Genomic DNA, 18,231 nt, shown 5'->3' on the forward strand with positions numbered 1-18,231 from the left:
CTATTTTACCATAGATACGAAACCGTTCTTGTTTATATGAATGCCTGTCATTCCGGTATTGCCAATAGACAGACGCTCGCCATTGCTCATTTGCAAGGTGAAGGTCACTTCTTCGTCTATGCCGGTGAAGGGTTCTATCCTCTTGAGTTCATCATACACATCGTTCCACTCATCGCTAAGACGGTGAGTAAGATGCTTGCGGACTATTCCGGCCCGGTTGGGATAGTCGGAGAGTTCTCTGAAGCTTGGGCTGTTTTCCGACATCAATTTTCGCAAATAACTGGAGGTGGCATTCACCGGGCTGGCAACAATTGTCACTTTGTCCTTGTAGCGGTCGGGAGTTGGCAGATCAAACGTCTTTGTAGGACCATATCCATAGCAAAAATTATATGCATGGTTGGAGCCGGCACCCGAAGTGGCCGCTCCCGAAGTGATGTTATACACTACACTTACATTCAAACTGATAGGCTGGTCTTGCTGTTTGCTGGTGTTGTCGATGATCCAACACCAAGTCTGCTCAAGTGGGAAATCTTTGATGCTGATATTGGAAAATTTGTTCACACCTCCGTTTCGCCCGCTATTGCGGTGGTATTTCATGGGATTTTGAATACTATACTTCCATTGAATATACGATTTTTCAAACCGGTTGAATGTAGCAGGCATCTCGCTATAGGGTAAGGAAATTGAAGTTGAGGATGTGTATCCTATGCTCAAGTCCCCGGCAATACCGCCGGCGCTTAAACCGATCGAACCTCCCAAAGTCCATCCGTTGATGGTCTCTTTAGTGCCGTTTGCCGGATGATTGTCGGGTACCACGCTTTCCAAGGTACTTACGTTAACGCCGGGATTCAAATTTTTTAATCTCGCATCTACTAGAACCCCTTCCAAAGCGAAACCGGCATATTTGTCGGAGTAGATTCCATGCTTAACCTTGCTCTCGCCTTGCCAAAGACTTTTACCGGGATAATATTCATTAAGGGTTATCTGATAGTAGTCCTTGTCTTGGTCGAAGGAGTAAGCGCATCGGATTTTTGCGTCGATACTGACGGTTCCTTCAGCCTCCAGAGTCACTTCCTTTGCCATGTGACGGTCTTTTTTATTGTATGTCTTGTATAAACGAAGTGTCTTGTCCCAGTGTATAGGAATTAGGGGAGGTTCAGCAAACGAATGTCCTGCCCGCGACGTGACTGCGGTAGAGCGGGTACGGACGCTGGTCTCTAATGCTTCATTGATAAATTTTGCGGCATTTTCTGCGTATAAACCATAAAAATAGTCGTTTGGCCTCTCTGCATTATCAATAACTTCCGTATGAATATGGCCGTCTTCATCCGTGAACTCGATAACTTGAGAACCTGCAACATGGATATCGTCGGTACGGTATTCAGCTCCTTGGATATTAAAGATGTAGGCATCGCATACCGGAGGAATGGCCTCGTCTGGTACATTGTTGAAGATCCCTAGCTCTAGGCGGGCTATCAATGCCGAAGCTTGTAATGCTGGCTTGTGGAAGTATATCAAACCTCCTCGGAGATAGAAGTCTTCGAGTTTTTCATACTTTTCATCGTCGTTGATAAACTGCGTTACCCCATCCTCGTCAAAAACCACTAGTTCGGTGTCGTCATTCAAGTAGGGGCTTATGAGTTCGCTCGGCAAGCGATTCTGAAACAGACGGCTCATTTCATCAAGCCCTGTTGCGAAAATCACTGTTTGAGCCGTTACCTTCGTTTCAATTACATCATGCGTTGGCAAATCAGTCACCGGAGGAGCTGCCTCCGTATCGTCCTCATTATTTATCTTTCCCAGCTCATCGTCTTTACAAGAGGTAAGAATTGTTCCAACGATGAGGATTGACGACAGTATGCCAATCATTATTTTCATACGGTTGTTTTTGTCCATAATCTTTTAGTCTAAATTTATTTCGAAATGTTGGTAATCTTTCAATGAGGTCCAATCCCCGCCCCACTCGAATCCGGCTTCGGTAAAGAGCTTGTACGCCAGATCGTCATGGTCTATCTTATATGGGATGTCGGTTCTGCTTTCGCGGTCGAAAGCATACGGTTCTGCGGTGGCAGGCTCGATGTGCCAAGTGCCGTCGTCTTTTCGCTTGACGTATGGATTGTAAAGCGTGTTGATGTCGATGGCTAGCCCAAGGCCATGTTTGGATATCTTAGTGGTCGAACCCGTCATGAAGCGGAAATTGAACGAGGAGGAGTTGTTGGCGCGCATCGCTGTCTCATCATTGGCACCATAGTTATCAATCGATGCCATCCTCTCGATCCGGTAATTCGCTTCATAGAGCCGGCGGAATATCCCCAGTACCTTATCCGCGATAGCGGCGTTTACCACCATCTCGCCGCGTTGCGGCAGTCCATCGGCATTGCGATGCAACATTTTCAGGTAACGGAGGTCGGACCTGTCCAAAGGACAATCCTCTTTCCATGATTTCAGCCACATGCGGTCGAAAACGTCATCGCTGATTTCCTCCGATTTGAACCAAGCATCCAAGCCGGTCCGGTCGATTTCAGATTCATCGACAACCGTTTCCGCTTTCCATTCGGTAAAATGAGCGGGCACGGGTTCATCGCTTGAGCAAAACGAAAAGCCAACCCATTGCATGAAGCAAAACGCAAAGCATATTAGAAAACGTTTCATTAATCTATTTTTATAGGAATTATAACGAGGAACAAAAATAATGAAAAGTGTCAAAAAAGAGGGATATCGTTTGTCAAGAAGGTGTCCGCAGAAATCACTTTAGGTCTCCGTGGAAATCATCTTTTAACTTTTAGATCATTGGTTATTAATAGGTTTATGATCTTGTTCTTCATATTTGGTTGCGTTAGCAAAGTATCTTAAGATACTTGGTCGATGAAGTTAAGATACTTTGCTAACAAGAGAATTCGCGGAAAACATGTACGACTTTTCCGGAAAATAGGCTGATGTTTTTCCGAGCCTCCTTTATTCCTTCGAGAAGTTCGGACAGGTGTACACGGCTCCGTTTTCCACCGCTTTACCATCTATCCGGACTAATCGTAGCTCGGTCCCTTCGGTATTCAGCAGGAAGGCATATTTTTCTTCCTTCTCCGCTGTAAGCGTGATGTCGTATCCCGCGTGTTTCCAGCTGTATGATACGGATGAATCATCGTTTACGTTCGCTACGTACTTATCCGGGAAGCTTAACGAGCGGATAGCGGTCGTCTCGTCTGTCGTTGTCCAAACAGTGGCTTTCACGTTCGGTAAATGGAAATCGACGGTCATGGATGATGCTAACGAGGAAATGTAATTCGGAAGTTCCTCTGAATTGAAAATAGAACGTTCTATCTTTTTATTTTTTGATAAAGCGGCTCCGGTGTATACAAAACCTAAGTAGCTTTTTTCGGCTTCATCCTTGATGTAGGAGAGTAAGTTCCGATGAGCATTGCGGGTTACATCTTCCACGCCGGTAGAATCAAAGAAGCCGACGATCCTCATCTCTTTCATGTATTTAATGTCCAAGGATCCACCTGCGTTCTTTACGGAGTCTTGCATGAACGAGATCCGTTTTTCCAATAAATCATAGAAAGCCAGGGAATCGCCCGCGCATTTGATATATTCGGTCTCATGGCCGAATTGTAACGTGTACATGTCGATCGTTGACTTTTCCGGTTTTGGCTCCGGCTCCGGCTTTGGTTCCGGTTCCGGCTTGTCTACCGGGGGAGTTTCGATTATGGGATCATCGTCGCCACAACCGGATAAGCATAATGTCATACTTAACAATAAACACGCAGCTGTGTAAAGTAAACTTGTTTTTTTCATTTGTTGATTATTTAACTTGTTAATGTTGATGACCGTTGAAAACTTAGCGGGGGAGACTATAGTCCCCCCCGTTGTTGATTGTAGAATATATTTGGTAATTCTGTTAATCGAAGCAACTGATAAGAAACTTCATTTCCCTGTCTGAATATATTGGATAGCTCGTTCCAACTGCGTGTCGTTTCCTTGCATGAATGCTTCCTCGTTATATAAAGCTTCTATATCCGGGGTCAAGCCGATGCCCTCATAAATAGTTCCGTCTATATTCTTGGTATGAGACGTAGAGGTATATACCTCAAAGGCCTTATTGGCAAAGGCTCCACCATAAGTGCCATTGAAGTTACCTGTTAATGGACCATGGCCCCCCCAAGTGGTCTCCCCGATAAAGCATCCGTTCGGCAATGAGCAGATTGCCATAGGAGTTATCTCTCCCATGCTTACAGAATGAAGATCCGCTAATGCCACAATCGGAATATTTTCAAGGTTTCGCTCTATTTGTATCTCTTTGAGGTATTCAAGCTCTCCATCGGCTTTGCTTGCGGGATAGAGGATAAAAGGCGACCAAGGTGTATAGTCCAATCTTCCCATGCCGTTTTTGGAACGTGTGTATCCGAATGTTGTTTCTTGGGTGATCAATGGAGACAAAATGAAAGATAGATCAACTATGCTACCACCACCATTGCATCTTGTATCAATGACAATGCCTTTCAAATCGGGTGTTGTCTCGATTAAGCTAAGGTAATTATCCCATGTCTTTTCCACTTCCGGATGTGCTATATTATCATAAAGGGCAAAAGTATTCAGACGAAAGTACACAATGTTCTTGTCTATGCAATACGAATGCAATTGTAAATCGTTTACTTGTGCACTGCACCACTGTTTTATACGTCCTTTTTCCTCATTAGCCTCGATTGTTTTTCTAAGAGATTCTTCGGAAAATGGCAGGTGGAAGTAATCTCTTTTTTTGATATCATTATTGATTGCGGGCCTGATCTGAAACCATTCCTCTCCGTTCTCCTTATATAATGTCAAAAGATAATGATGGTCGATGAGATTTTCTGTCATTCCTTCGAACAACTCTTTTACGGTCGCGGAGTCCTCGCTATTTTTGAACTCTAGATCTTTAAAGCGGGGTTTGTATTCCCGATAGACCGCGTCCCAATCGGTCGGATCGATGTCCCAGAACGCATAGCTGTAATTCATGCCGTTCCAATACGATTCGAAAATCTCATCCCATGAGGAAAAAAACAATTGGTCTTGCGGATTGAATACGGCGGGGTTCTCTTCCCTGCAAGAAAACAATAGAGTGCTTATAAACAATGTCAGATATATTTTATAATGTTTCATTTGTCTTTGATGTGGATAATGTTTAAATCTCTTTTAAAGTTATCTCTCTTGTCTCAGTTTCCCAATGTGAACATACAACCGATTTGTAAGGAGAACGTGTCATTATAGCGGTGTATCTGCTTCAGCATATAATCTTTTTGCAGGTCAGACAAGCCGCGATAATACCGTCCTTCCACCACCAGCTGTATGTACGGGGTCAATTGGTATTGTATGCCTAGTCCGGTCATCAATCCACCGTCGAAACGATTATCGCGCCGGTTATCAAAAGGGACTTTCTCATCGAAGTGGAAGGAGGCTTGGGCATTGGGATCTATCATCCAATAGAAATATTCATATTGGGCACCTTCCGTCCGACTCGCGATCCAATATCCCATATAGGCACCAGCGTTGATAAAGCCTCTGAGCTTTTCTCCCCCGAAAGAGAAATGGGTGTAAACCGGCAGTTGCATGAATCCATTTCTTGTCTCGCTTCGTACGTCTGCGTATGTGCCGCTCCGGTATAAGGCATAGTTCTTTTGCGTGTAAGACAGATCGGCTTGTAATGCGAACCAATTCGCAAACTCATACTGTACGGGTACGCCAACCGTGAAACCGCCTAGTGCGTCGTAATGCCGGTCGTAGGCATATCCGGATTCGGTTGATAGGCTGTTGTGAGTGTAACCGGTCTGTACGCCGACTTTCCATTGAGCTGAGGCGTTGTAGACAAAGAGTGCCAATCCCATAACAGTGATCCATCGTAAAAAAGTTGTTCTATTTTTCATTTTTAAGCTATATAAAATTAATGTCTACTGTTTTATTTTTTTGATTGGACATAATGCGAAAGTAGCCGGATTCTTTTATTGGAAAGAGATTTCCGTAGCGGTTGTTCTCCACGGGAATCTCCCTTGTTCTCCACGGGAATCACATATATTATTCAGAATTATTGATACCCAGCAGTTTCATATGAACGCTTCATGTGGCTTGTTCCATCCAGTCATTCGTCAATCTGCCCATTGGACAATTAACAATGCCCATTATTAGCTCCTTACGATAGGCATTCTAAGGAGCTAACAATGGGCATTCTAAGAAACTTGATATAAGCAGCTGTCCTATAGCTTGATCTTACGCTCTACCGTACCTTCCGCCGTCTCGATACGGACAAAGTAAACACCGGGCTGGTCGGTTCCTAAGACAACCGGATAATCCACGGAGGTAGGCGAGTCCACCTTATTGCCATACCAGCTACGTCCGGAGGCATCGAACACTTGGATGCTGAAAGCGCCCGGGATCTTCGCCCAACGCACGTGGAAGCTGCCGGGAGAAGTGCCGGCGTACACGGATACCGCCTCATAAGGCTTCTCTTCGAAGATGTTCTCCGATGCGGTAGGGAGCCCCAAGACATCCAACAAGCCTTTATAGGCATCGATCTTTCCCCAACCCCAACGACTATTCGGATAGGTCTCACCCTCTTGGTCTTGAATAGCCGTGCGAGAGAAAACCTCCTTGATATCATCCGGAGACAAGGTGGGGTTCGCTTGCAGCCAAAGGGCGATCGTACCTGTAGCGAAAGGACAAGACATGGAAGTACCCTGCATATAACCCCAAGGATATTCGCGACCATTGAACGTGGAGTACTTGACTTGGATATCTCGATCTATCTCTCCGGCTTCTTCCTCCAGATAATACGAATTGTAAGAAGAAATTACAAAAAGGCCCGGAGCCGTGATATCCGGCTTGATCCGGTTATCGATCGTAGGTCCTACGCTAGAGAAAGGGGCGAGTTTTCCCAACTCGCTACCAGGCAAAGTTTGAGAATTTCCTTGTGCGTCAACCCGAACTAAACGACTCGTATAGGCACCCACGGATATCAGATCCTGGGCGGTAGCCGGAGTACCGATAGAGAAATCACTAGTCCCGGCAGTATACAAAGGGGACATACCATTATCCTTGAATGAACCATTATAGGCCCAAGCCCTGACCGGTGTGCTCTTGGTTGCCACTTGTAAGCTAAAGTCCAGCTTCCCCGCTTCCTCCGAGTAAGTAAATGCTATCGTAACATTATATTTGCCGTTGAATGGAGACAAGGATGAAGATATCCAAGCCTCATACACCGAGTTATCCGGACCGGTAATAGGTAAGGAAATCACCTTCTCCAACGTATCCACTGATAAAAAGCCCGTATTTGCCAAATACTCTTTCTTCTCAGAATCATATATGCCTAAATCTATCGCAAAGGGCTTTCCGGGCTCGTCAGCCCACAGACTAACTCCTACGGCAGAAGTTGCTCCCTTGCCAATAAAGGTACGCAACGTATCAATCGGAGACATAAGACCCACATATTCGTTGCTGCTTCCGGAATTACCCATAGAGGCCGTGATAATTCTACCCGGCCCCGTCAGACGATCTAACATCCTATCAAAAAGATCAGTTCCATCATGAGGTCCCGTAGAAGACCCTAAGCTAAGATTTACCACACAGGGCTTGCCCTCCTTCTCACTCTCTTGGAATATATAATCCACCCCATTTATGATATCCGCATTTTGCCAGGTCGTGGCTACCGCCATCATATCACTCTCATAAGCCACTCCTTGGTAAGGCGTGTCATAACCTCCACCGGCGGCGATGCCCATCACATGGGTACCATGTGTTTCCACATCAGAATCATAGGAACATTCGTGCTCTAAGATATCTGACTCTGTGGTATATACGGCATGGCTGAATGGGCTTGCCTAGTCCCAAACCCGTTTGAGACGATACGTTTTCCCCTCCTTGTCGTAAAAATTAGGATGTGTATAATCGAAACCGCCATCTACCACCCCAACGATGACATCCTTTCCCGTATAAGGATGCGGCAGGTTCTTCCCCGCATAGGCATCCGCCACGTTGGAATAATAACGGGCGGAATCCATGCTCAACGACATCGGTTGGGAAGCCGAGATGTATTGAACACTAGCCAACTCCGAGAGCGTCTCCACCTTCGACAGCGGGATCAATACCGTAGCGATATCCCCCGTACGGGTCTGTATCCGGCAACCGGCGGCTTCCACCTCCGCCCAAGCTTCCTCGGTCTCTACTTTCACGAAAGCGGACAGGTATTCATCCTCAATGGCACCGCGCAAAGACGAATGGATCGTGTCATTTCTCTCCAGCCGATCCAAAAGGATACGGGTATGAGGAGACATTTTTGAATAAGTCGCATCTTGGGAAAAACCGCTGACACCAGCTATCGATGCTAAAAGTAACGACAAGAGTGTAGATCTTTTTCTCATAAGCTTTTTATAATATTGTTTGTTATTTATATGAATATGAAAAATAGATTAATCACCATAAACGATTACCGTGTACTTAGAGAAAAGCCCCAATACGCTTTTAGACTGCTGGTCCACATGGCTGATCTTCGTGATACCCGCTTCTTTCGCCGCTTTCTGTATGCTGGCGTCTCCATAGGCAACGAGCCCTAAGATGCTGGTAGCGGTAGCCTCTCCTTTTTTAGAGCCTAAGGTATTTGCGGTAGCCGAAACCGCGGATTGTGTTTTTTGGTAGATAGCCCCGTTTACCGGAGCGCTGACGATCGCGCAACTAGACAATGTAAATACCGTGCAAACAAATAAAATTACTTTTTTCATCATTGTTTTGTTTTTTAATTGAACATGGTGCGAAAGTAGCCGGATTCTTTTGTTGGAAAGAGTTTTCCGTGGCGGTCGTTCTCCGCGGGAATCTCTCTTGTTCTCCACGTAAATCACTTTTACCTTTATTCGGAACTTGCGATCCAGAAAATGATCATAAAGATGATACCTATCAAGCCTATATTTAAGGTCATGAATTTCAGCCATGTCGTATATCGTTTCCAGGGTGACTGTATCGGGAATACCTTAAACAAGGCTATTGTTCCTACGATGATCATCATGACAACCTTGAGGCCATAAGCTACGTTCGTATTGAGTAGCTCTATCGGTTTTATAAGCACGTAATTGTAAACGCAAAAGGCGCAGTCCATATAGACGCACGCCGTGAAATACTCGGCGAAATTATATTTATGGCTTCCTACTTTTCGATAAACAATATAGCAGCTAATAGCGACTGGCAGCAACAGTGTCATCTTGAAAAGGATGTCCGATGAGAGGATGGTCTTTGCAAACCAATTGTTGGTGATTGTTATATTCTGGCGGGATAAAAGATCTATCCCGAAAATGTCGCCCAGTATGGAGTATATTACTGTAAAGACGACCAATAGCTGCATGAGCATGGCGATGGGAGAGGAGTATTTCGTCCATTTACCATGGATATATTCTTTTATGACGATCCATGGATGTAGTATCAAACCAACAAAGGTTTCCCAGAAGTCGGAGGTGATTCCCGAGAAGTTCATCATAAAACTTTTGCCAAACGTTCTCATCGTGATCCGGGCAGGTGTTTGTGTCGATTGTCCGCAATTGGGGCAGTATGAGCCATTGCAAATAGTTCCGCAATTCAAGCAGATGGTTTCTTTGACTATCATAAGGGATTATCTATGAGTAAGTATTACCGGATGCGGCTATGAGAGCGCATGCCGCATCCGGTGAATGTTTATAAGGCTACTTTATATCGTTTCTCACCAACAACGATGATGTAAGAGCCTTTGTTCAAGTTTACGGTAATATCTCCGGCTACCTCGTCCAAAGAGCGGATCAAGTTGCCATTGAAAGCGTAGATCCATACACGCTCCGTGGAGGGAACCGACAAATGGAGTTGCCCATCGGCAGCCCATACCTTCACGTCATTCTCCTCCACTTCGGCGTTGCCGGTCGGTGTATTCTCCGTGATACCTTCGATCGTGATCGTGATATCCTCGTAGATGCTTGAGACCGTGTACGTGCCGTTTGCATCCGGGGTTACTTCCGTGCCGTTCGCTTTTACGATGGGCTGTGACTGGTCGTAATCCGGATCCAACGTCAGGGAGAAGCTGAAAGAGGAACCCTCGATTTCCCAGTATGTACCCGCTGCCGGAGAGGTGGTGGCACCTTCTACGGATGGCAAGGTGATGCTGTAATAGGTAGGTTCGGGTTCCGGCTCGGTGATCGTGAAGTGATGGTATAAGGTAACGGCATGATTCGCTTCCCCAAACTCAGCTCCTTCAGTCCATTTCTCTGCGTAAACCCGAATACGATATTGTCCTGCCTCTAAGCCTGTATAGGTATAGGCACATTCGTGACTATCCGAAGCACCTCCTTCCGGTGTCCCTTCTGCGGAACGCATTACGCTATTATGATAAGGTTTCCATTCCCCGTTTACCAGATGTTCCAACTCACTATCCGACACCTCATAATCGCCAAAGAAGAAGTCGGAATAAGCCACTAGGCTATAACCGTTCCAATCTGTCATTTCGTATCCGGTAATGGATAGCATATTCAAGCCATCGAGATCCACTACCTGTTGGATCGTCCCGGTCTCGTCGATGAACTTGCCGCCGTTATAAACCGTAGCGTTCAAGGATTTGAAAGAATCTCCCTTTTTCAAGGTAGCGGTAGCACCCTCCTCAATGGTAAAGGCCGCCAAGTCGTTGTCCCCATTTAATGTAAGCTCATAATTCTGTTTTGCGGCGACAACGCTGGACGTGTATTCCTCATACCCTTCCACTTCTTTCAATCGGACATTGTTTAAGGTTACTTTGATCGGAGATTCTGTATTTCCATCACTGGCAAATAGCAACATATTGGCATTCTTGTACTCTTCGCTGGTTCCATCGATGGAGACGGTGGTTTCATCGATTATCTTGACGATTATCTTGTCTTTTAATGTAGTGATTTCAAACAGGAAGTATAAAGTAGCGTTATGTGCTTCGTCTTCTATATCAGTGGAGGTAACTTTCATGCGATAAGTACCTGTCTCCGTAGTCGTAAGATTGATTACGACTTCAGCGGAACGGTTCGGGTTTTCCGCGGGGGTATCCGCACGCAATCGGGATTTCGATTGTACGGCTTCCCACTTACCACTATTAAGTTTTTCTATCGTATGCTCTCCCCATAACAAATAATCCCCATCCAATGAGTTTCCTACCGCTCTTAAGCTAACGCTGATCGCATTGTCGATTTGATAGATAACCGTATCCGTGAACTCGATCATCGTATGATTCTCCAAATCCTTTACCAAGGATACCGTAGCGGTCTCGTCCGTGAAAGAGCCTCCGTTACGAACGGAAGAGATAGAGAGCTTTTCGTTCATATCCTTACCTGCCGTTTCCGGTTTCAAGGTGATTGTTGAACCTTTTCCTAACTCAATGGAACCGAGGTTATTTGTCCCTTTCAAGGTGAGATTTACCTTTGCGTTGGACTCTATCTTTACGGAAGGCGTTCCAACGGCATGTTCTGCGATTTCAATGTTTTCCAATGTCGCTTCTTTTACTTCCTCTCCCTCCTTGCCGGCTGTGATCAATAGGCTGGGTAGGATAGTGGTACTATTTTCTTCTCCCATCGTCAGCTGATCATCCTTGATCTCGTATTCGCTTGCGATTAGTTCATAAGGTTTGCTATACCAAATGGTCTTGCATTGGTCTTTGGTTGTCTCGATTCTGAAACGATAGGTACCTTTTATGGCTGTCGCAAAAGTGTGGGATGAATGTAGAGTCCACTTCTCCGTATCGTTTCCTTGGGTGGATCTCAATTTCGGATTCTCATTCTCGGATTCACCGCCTTTGATCTCATCATAATTTACCCATTGACCTTCTTGGTAAGTTTCCACGATCACTTTCTTGTAGAAAGACTTGATCGCGTACCGGAGGGAAACACTTTTTATTTGAGTGCCATCCGGTGCGGTAATGTCTGCATTAGGAGTGATTCCCTGTATCCATAATCCAGCCGGGCCTAAGATCATGCCTTCGTTTCCTGTCTCGTCCGAGAACTGACCCTCGTTGTTGACAGATTGTGTACTTAGTTTTTGGGGAGAGCCAGACAATGTCAGTTCTGCCTCTTTCGCGATACTGATAGTCCCTAGCGTGTACGTTACGTTCTCATCTCTGGTGAAGTGTATTTTCGCTTTGCCACTTTTAACCGTGATGGTTTCGATCGCGCTGTTATTCCGTAAGGAAATATCAATTATATCCGTTGGATCCTCAGAGGCGCCTTTGATGATTAGTTCTTTTACGCGAACCTCATCCGCATAGTCTACGTCTTCTGTGATAATCAATGGATCTGTTTGCGCTTGTTGTGCCATGACTGCTTGGGTCAATCCTGCCAATAATAGCAAGACTCCACCTGTTACTTTTCGAAGGAAAGATTGTTTCATACGGTTGTTTTTTATTAGAATTTCTCGAATATATGTATATGTGAAACGAATGTAGTATAAAGTTTATGAAAAGAGGAGAACTTCAGACAGGTAAGTGTCCATAGAAATCACTTTTGGTGTCCGCGGAAATCACCTTTTTTGTTTCTTTTCCTTTAGTTATCAAATGCTTATGATCTTATGGGGTCGCTATGGTTTTCCTTTATAGCATGTGCGTTAGGAGCTTTGCGTTTGTTTCATCCGATTGTGTTTTTGTAAGGAACAGGTCGGGTATGGCTATCTTCTTGTCGAAAAGAGGCTGCATTTCGTGACAAGTGATGTGAACGAAAAGGACGAATTAGGAGCGTGAAGTGGTGAAAATAAGGTTTGGGGACTGGAAATAGGGCTGTTTTTATGCGAAAGTAATGGAAAAAGGATGCGCAAGTACTGCCGATTGGATGCGCAAGTACTGCCGTTGGGCATCGGAAGTAGCTGTGAACTGGATCGAAAGTAAGTGCGAATGGGCATTCAAGTAGGTTCATGAACCGGTTGAGGCGGTATTGGAGCTCTATTTTGGCTCTTTTGAGGTGAATTACGATGAATGGTTTCGCTAGAATAAAAGGCCGTTTTTCGTCATCTCTCTATCAATCATTGCGTTGCTGAAATTTTTTCTCGTTTTTGAGAGCGAGACGTACTTTGGTCCGAAATATGCGACTTTCCGGAGGATAAGATGACAAATTGTCAAAATGTCAATCGACGAATCAAACGGAACCTTGTCCTTTGTAAAGATAGATTAATTAGCGTATATATCCTTATCGTTCACGGGATTTTTCCCTATTTTTGTCCCTCAATTGAAATATGAAGATTGAATGGAAGATAAATACGTAAGAAATAGTTTACGGTTCTTTATAGGAGTACTTCTGTTGGTCGTGCTGTACTCGTGCGCGAATATAGCCTCGCCGAACGGGGGGCCTTATGATGAGGCCCCGCCTAAGTTCGTAAGCAGTACGCCGTTGCCTAACCAGATAAACTATAAGGGAAAGAAGGTGGAGATTATTTTTGATGAGTTGATCCAGATCGATAAGCCTACCGAGAACGTGATCATCACTCCACCCCAAATGGAGCAACCCGTTATCCGGGCGAACGGCCGGAAGGCGGTCATCGAGCTGATGGATACGTTGAAGGAGAATACGACCTATACGATAGACTTTACCAATTCGATCTCCGATAATAATGAGAAGAATGTATTGGAGAATTATTCCTTCGCGTTCTCTACCGGCGAATCCATTGATAGTATGGAGGTGTCCGGAGTCTTGCTGAACGCCGAGAATCTGGAGCCTATGCCGGGTATTACGATCGGCGTGCATACGAATCTGGAGGATTCCGCCTTTACGACGATCCCATTTGTCCGTACTTCCCGTACGAACGACAAGGGCGAGTTTACGATTCGTAATATGGCCCCCGGAACCTATCGGATCTATGCCTTGGAGGATGTGATGCGCTCCTACAAGTACAGCCAGCCCGGGCAGCAGATCGCTTTTTACGATTCCTTGATCGTCCCTGCGTTCGAGTTGACGACCCGTCAAGATACGATTTGGAAAGATAGCTTGACGATCGATACGGTGATGACAGTCGGTTATACCCATTTTATGCCGGACAATATCGAGTTGCGCCTGTTTAAGGAAAAAGTAGAGCGTCAATATATGTTGAAGCCGGAGCGTACGGATGAGAAAATACTAACCTTGCGTTTCAATACCTCCTTGGATACTATTCCGGTACCGGTTCCTTTGAATTTCACCCCGGCGGATAGCAATTGGTATTTCTTGCAAACAGCGGAGGAAGGAAAAGCCGTGCATTACTGGTTGACCGATTCTTTGATCTGGAAGCAAGATACGCTACAAGTGGAGGTGAGTTACCTGAAAAGCGATTCCATGAATATACTTCGTCCGCAGACCGATACGGTACAATTTACCATGCGTCGCCGTCCTGTGGAGAAGAAGAAAAAGAAAAAAGACGAGGAGCCGGAACCCATCGAGTTTCTAGGAATGAACGTAAACGCTTCCGGTTCCATCAACCTGTATGATACGGTCGCTGTTACGTTTAGCGAACCGGTAGCGGGGTTGACGAAAGATCATTTTTATCTGGATCAGAAAGTGGATACGCTTTGGGAAGCCGTAGACTTCGATTTCTTTCCGGATACGACGAATTCCTTGAATTTCTTCATCAAGCGCCCGTGGAAGTATGGCGAGGAATTCCGTTTGGAAGTAGATTCCGCCACGATATTCAGTGCCTATGGTAAATGGAACGATGTGTATAGCGGGGAATTCAAGATCAAGAAGGAAGATGAGTACGGACATTTATATATCAATATCGAGGGAGCGGATACCACCGCTTTCGTGGAATTATTGAATAGCAGCGACCAGCCGATCCGTAAGGTGAAGGTAAAAGATGGCGGCGTGCTTTTCATGGACTTGAAACCGGATAAATATTATGCCCGTTTAGTATTAGACGTGAATGATAACGGTGTCTGGGATACCGGTAATTACGCCGATAAACGGCAGCCGGAACTTGTCTTCTATTGCCCGAAGATATTCAATATCATGCAGAACTGGCAAGTGGAGGAGACTTGGAATATCAAGGCTACACCGATGAAACGGCAGAAACCGATCGATATCACGAAGAATAAACCGAAAGAGCTAACGAAAAAGAAAAGAGATTACAAAAATGAGGGAACACAGTCTTCGTCCAATAGGAACAGCGGTGTGGGCGGCTTGCGCTTCTAAACTGTATATATGCGTTTTCTTTTTGTGTGTAGCGAGTCTTACGTCTTTGCGGGCACAAACGTTGCCGTTATCCCATGGGGAACGGGTGGATTACGATCTTTATTTCAAATGGGGGCTGATCATGTCGAAGGCCGGATTGGCTACCCTTTCCGTGAAAGAATCGGAATACCAAGGAGCGCCGTCATGGCATTATAACCTGTTGTTCCGCTCTGCCGGCGTGATCGAGAAAGTCTTTAGGATGCGTGATACGATGGATTGTCATTACTCAAAGGAGCCTCGGCTCTTGTTCAGCTCGAAGCGCACGAACGAGGGAGACTACTATCTGGTGGATAATCTCCAGTTTGAGTATCAAGGAAGCGGTAGGATCGATATCCACTCGCATCGCCATACATTAAAGGAGACGAAGATCGACACGATGCTAATGGCGAAAGGGCGTGTATTCGATATGCTGGGAGCTACGATGTATCTCCGTTCGCTGGATTGGCGGACGATGAGTTATGGTGCGGAGTTCCCTTTCATGATCGCTATCGGCCGGGAGCTCGTGAACGCCCGTTTTCGCTATACGGGACAACAGATCGTCGAGCATAAGGAGGCGAAATTCCGTACCCGCCATTTCTATATCGATATCTACGATGAGGCATTTTCCCAAGCCAAGGAAGCGGCGGAGGTTTGGATCGGTGATGACGAGAACCATATCCCGGTAAAGATCCGGGCGAAACTGAAGATCGGGGCGGCGGAGGTCTATTATAAAGACTCCTATAACCTGTGTGCCCCACTTACTTGCCGTATCGTGGTGCAGAAGAAATGAAAGCTTTTTAGATAGGCTTGTGTTTCTCGCACCCAGCTCATCACGGAGCTGGGGCGAGAGCTTTTTATATTGATAGGGTAGTTATCGTGATCGTGTAGCATTGATGTAGACAAATATAAAAGATGTTTTATAATAAAGGGGGCTCATAAAGGCAGAGGTTATGACATGTGAATAATTTGTTTATGACATATTGTTTATTTAGATTGATTTATAATGTGTTGCGTATAAGCATAAAAAAGCGAAAGCCTTTGGGAACAAACCCCAAAGGCTTTCGCTTTTTATAGAATTTCTTTTTTAAACCAACGGAGTGAAGGGTAATTCCGTGTCTTTGCGGTAACCTGTACCATTAAAAGTCGCGATTAATTCTCCGGCTTCATTGGTGATACGGACTTCGCAATTCGCCAGTCTCTTATGGCTGAACGCTTCTTTCGCTTCCGCATATAAATATCCCTTACTCTCCGCCTTAAAGAAATTGATGTTTGAGGTAATGGATAATGTCAGGCGTGCGTGGCTATTAGTCGCCGCGGCGAAAGCCAGATCCGCCAACGTGAAGATCGCCCCACCTTGACATACGCCTCCACCATTTAAATGTTCGAGCTTGATGAGCATACGCGCCTTGGCGTAACCGTTGCCCGTTTCTAATAATTCAACGCCCGCAAGCAAGGCGAATTTATCGCCTTGAAGAAATTCATGGATTGTCATAACCTCTTACTATTCGCTTGGTGGATTATTTGCTTAGTTTCCATTCCGCACCATCCTTGGTATCCTTTATCTCGAATCCCATCGCGGTTAATTCGTTACGGATCTTGTCGGAGGTGGCCCAGTCTTTATTCGCCTTGGCTTGCTGGCGGATGGATAATAATAAGTCTACGGCCTTGCCAAAAGTCTCATAGCTGTTACCACCGGCGGAAGCCTCGTCTTTCATGCCAAGGATATCGAACAAGAATAAATGGAATACCTCTTGTAACTCTTTCAAGTCTTCCTCGGACAGAGTAGCCTTACCGTCTTTTACGGAATTGATCGCACGGGCGGCATCGAATAGATGAGAAATCACGATCGGTGAGTTCAAATCGTCATTCATGGCCTCGAAACATTTCTCACGAAGACCTTTCGTGTCTACGGTAGAGGTAGCGGACGGCTGCAACTTCATCAAATGTCCGTATGCCTCCATCAAGCGTGACAAGCCCTTCTCGGCAGCTTGCAAAGCCTCATTGCTGAAATCAACCGTGCTGCGGTAATGCGCTTGCAGGATGAAGAAACGGATGGTCATGGCGGAATACGCTTGTTGCAAGGAGGGATGATCACCCGTGAAGAATTGCTCCAGTGTGATGAAATTACCTAATGATTTACCCATCTTCTGCCCGTTGATGGTGATCATATTGTTGTGCATCCAATAATGAACCATGTCATCCCCTTGGGAAGCCACGGCTTGCGCGATCTCGCATTCATGGTGCGGGAAGATCAAGTCCATGCCACCCCCGTGGATGTCGAAATGCTCCCCGAGGTATTTCTTGCCCATAGCGGTACATTCGCAGTGCCAACCGGGGAAGCCGTCGCTCCACGGAGACGGCCAACGCATGATATGCTCCGGCTGGGCGCATTTCCAAAGGGCGAAGTCGATGGCGTTATGCTTCTCGTCCTGCCCGTCCAACGCGCGGGTCGTATTCAACATATCCTCGATATTGCGACCCGAGAGGATGCCGTATTTATGATCTTTATTATATTTCTCTACGTCGAAATAGACGGAGCCTTGACTCTCGTAAGCGTAGCCGTTATCCAGAATCTTCTTGACTAACTCGATTTGTTCGATAATATGTCCGGAAGCGTGCGGCTCGATGCTGGGAGGAAGTACGTTCAGCGCATCCATCGCTTGATGATAACGATTGAGGTAATATTGAACCACTTCCATCGGCTCCAACTGTTCTAGCCGTGCCTTCTTGGCGATCTTATCCTCCCCATCATCGGCATCGTGCTCCAGATGCCCTACATCCGTTATATTACGTACATAACGCACTTTATATCCTAGGTGGGTAAGGTAACGGAATAGCAAGTCGAACGTGATCGCCGGACGTGCGTGTCCCAAGTGGGCGTCACCATAAACCGTGGGGCCACATACGTACATACCTACATGCGGCTCGTGCAGGGGTATGAATTGCTCCTTCTTTCTCGTAAGCGTGTTGTAAATATTCAATGGATGTTCCATATTCTATTATATATTTAGGAATCGCGAACTTACATAAAATCCTTGGTATTATCAAGCTGATCGTGAATAGTCTGTAGTTTTCATAG

Annotated in this window: 14 protein-coding genes; 2 read left to right on the plus strand and 12 right to left on the minus strand. The window is 45.7% G+C overall.

All coding sequences use genetic code 11. The features are described from left to right. The 10 genes from D7V92_RS13030 to D7V92_RS13070 form a co-directional block, all read right to left on the minus strand. Entirely contained in the window at window positions 1-1,896 is a 1,896-nt protein-coding gene (locus D7V92_RS13030) for a hypothetical protein (RefSeq protein WP_121773028.1), read from the minus strand. 6 nt (window positions 1,897-1,902) lie between these two features. Further along, on the minus strand, window positions 1,903-2,652 hold the full coding sequence (locus tag D7V92_RS13035; protein WP_057328586.1) for a M15 family metallopeptidase: 750 nt from the start codon (window positions 2,650-2,652) through the stop codon (window positions 1,903-1,905). 303 nt (window positions 2,653-2,955) lie between these two features. Next, the gene (locus tag D7V92_RS13040) at window positions 2,956-3,792 is read right to left on the minus strand and encodes a hypothetical protein (protein ID WP_057328587.1); all 837 of its coding nucleotides are present in this window, start codon (window positions 3,790-3,792) and stop codon (window positions 2,956-2,958) included. A 129-nt stretch (window positions 3,793-3,921) separates the two neighbouring features. Then, window positions 3,922-5,109, minus strand: a complete 1,188-nt coding sequence (locus tag D7V92_RS13045; RefSeq protein ID WP_158598890.1) for a S41 family peptidase — start codon at window positions 5,107-5,109, stop codon at window positions 3,922-3,924. A gap of 80 nt (window positions 5,110-5,189) precedes the next feature. Next, window positions 5,190-5,897, minus strand: a complete 708-nt coding sequence (locus tag D7V92_RS13050; protein WP_233572844.1) for a porin family protein — start codon at window positions 5,895-5,897, stop codon at window positions 5,190-5,192. A 327-nt stretch (window positions 5,898-6,224) separates the two neighbouring features. Further along, a complete protein-coding gene (locus D7V92_RS13055; RefSeq protein WP_233572845.1) occupies window positions 6,225-7,769 on the minus strand; it encodes a S8 family peptidase in 1,545 nt (514 codons plus the stop codon). A gap of 75 nt (window positions 7,770-7,844) precedes the next feature. After that, window positions 7,845-8,384 carry a hypothetical protein gene (locus D7V92_RS22465; protein WP_233572846.1) on the minus strand — a complete coding sequence of 180 codons (540 nt, stop codon included), beginning with the start codon at window positions 8,382-8,384 and terminating at the stop codon, window positions 7,845-7,847. Between the two features lie 48 nt (window positions 8,385-8,432). Then, window positions 8,433-8,744 carry a TRL-like family protein gene (locus D7V92_RS13060; RefSeq protein WP_233572847.1) on the minus strand — a complete coding sequence of 104 codons (312 nt, stop codon included), beginning with the start codon at window positions 8,742-8,744 and terminating at the stop codon, window positions 8,433-8,435. Between the two features lie 122 nt (window positions 8,745-8,866). Then, window positions 8,867-9,613 (minus strand): DUF3667 domain-containing protein, encoded by a 747-nt coding sequence (locus tag D7V92_RS13065; protein WP_121773030.1) that lies wholly within the window; start codon window positions 9,611-9,613, stop codon window positions 8,867-8,869. A gap of 68 nt (window positions 9,614-9,681) precedes the next feature. After that, complete coding sequence (locus D7V92_RS13070) at window positions 9,682-12,375, minus strand: hypothetical protein (RefSeq protein ID WP_121773031.1); 2,694 nt, start codon at window positions 12,373-12,375, stop codon at window positions 9,682-9,684. Window positions 12,376-13,220: 845 nt separating this feature from the next. Between D7V92_RS13070 and D7V92_RS13075 the strand changes: the two genes are divergently transcribed. Then, on the plus strand, window positions 13,221-15,134 hold the full coding sequence (locus tag D7V92_RS13075) for an Ig-like domain-containing protein (protein ID WP_121773032.1): 1,914 nt from the start codon (window positions 13,221-13,223) through the stop codon (window positions 15,132-15,134). Further along, window positions 15,076-15,942, plus strand: coding sequence for a DUF3108 domain-containing protein (locus D7V92_RS13080; protein WP_121773033.1), 867 nt, complete (start codon window positions 15,076-15,078; stop codon window positions 15,940-15,942). Before D7V92_RS13075 ends, D7V92_RS13080 begins: the two co-directional genes overlap by 59 nt. 294 nt (window positions 15,943-16,236) lie before the next feature. On the opposite strand, the gene D7V92_RS13085 is transcribed toward D7V92_RS13080, so the two are convergent. Then, window positions 16,237-16,644 carry a PaaI family thioesterase gene (locus D7V92_RS13085; protein ID WP_121773034.1) on the minus strand — a complete coding sequence of 136 codons (408 nt, stop codon included), beginning with the start codon at window positions 16,642-16,644 and terminating at the stop codon, window positions 16,237-16,239. A gap of 25 nt (window positions 16,645-16,669) precedes the next feature. Beyond that, the gene (gene cysS, locus D7V92_RS13090; protein ID WP_005864007.1) at window positions 16,670-18,145 is read right to left on the minus strand and encodes a cysteine--tRNA ligase; all 1,476 of its coding nucleotides are present in this window, start codon (window positions 18,143-18,145) and stop codon (window positions 16,670-16,672) included. Window positions 18,146-18,231: the final 86 nt, after the last annotated feature.

Source organism: Parabacteroides sp. CH2-D42-20, assembly GCF_003670185.1.
In the GTDB taxonomy this organism is placed as follows: Bacteria; Bacteroidota; Bacteroidia; order Bacteroidales; family Tannerellaceae; genus Parabacteroides; species Parabacteroides distasonis.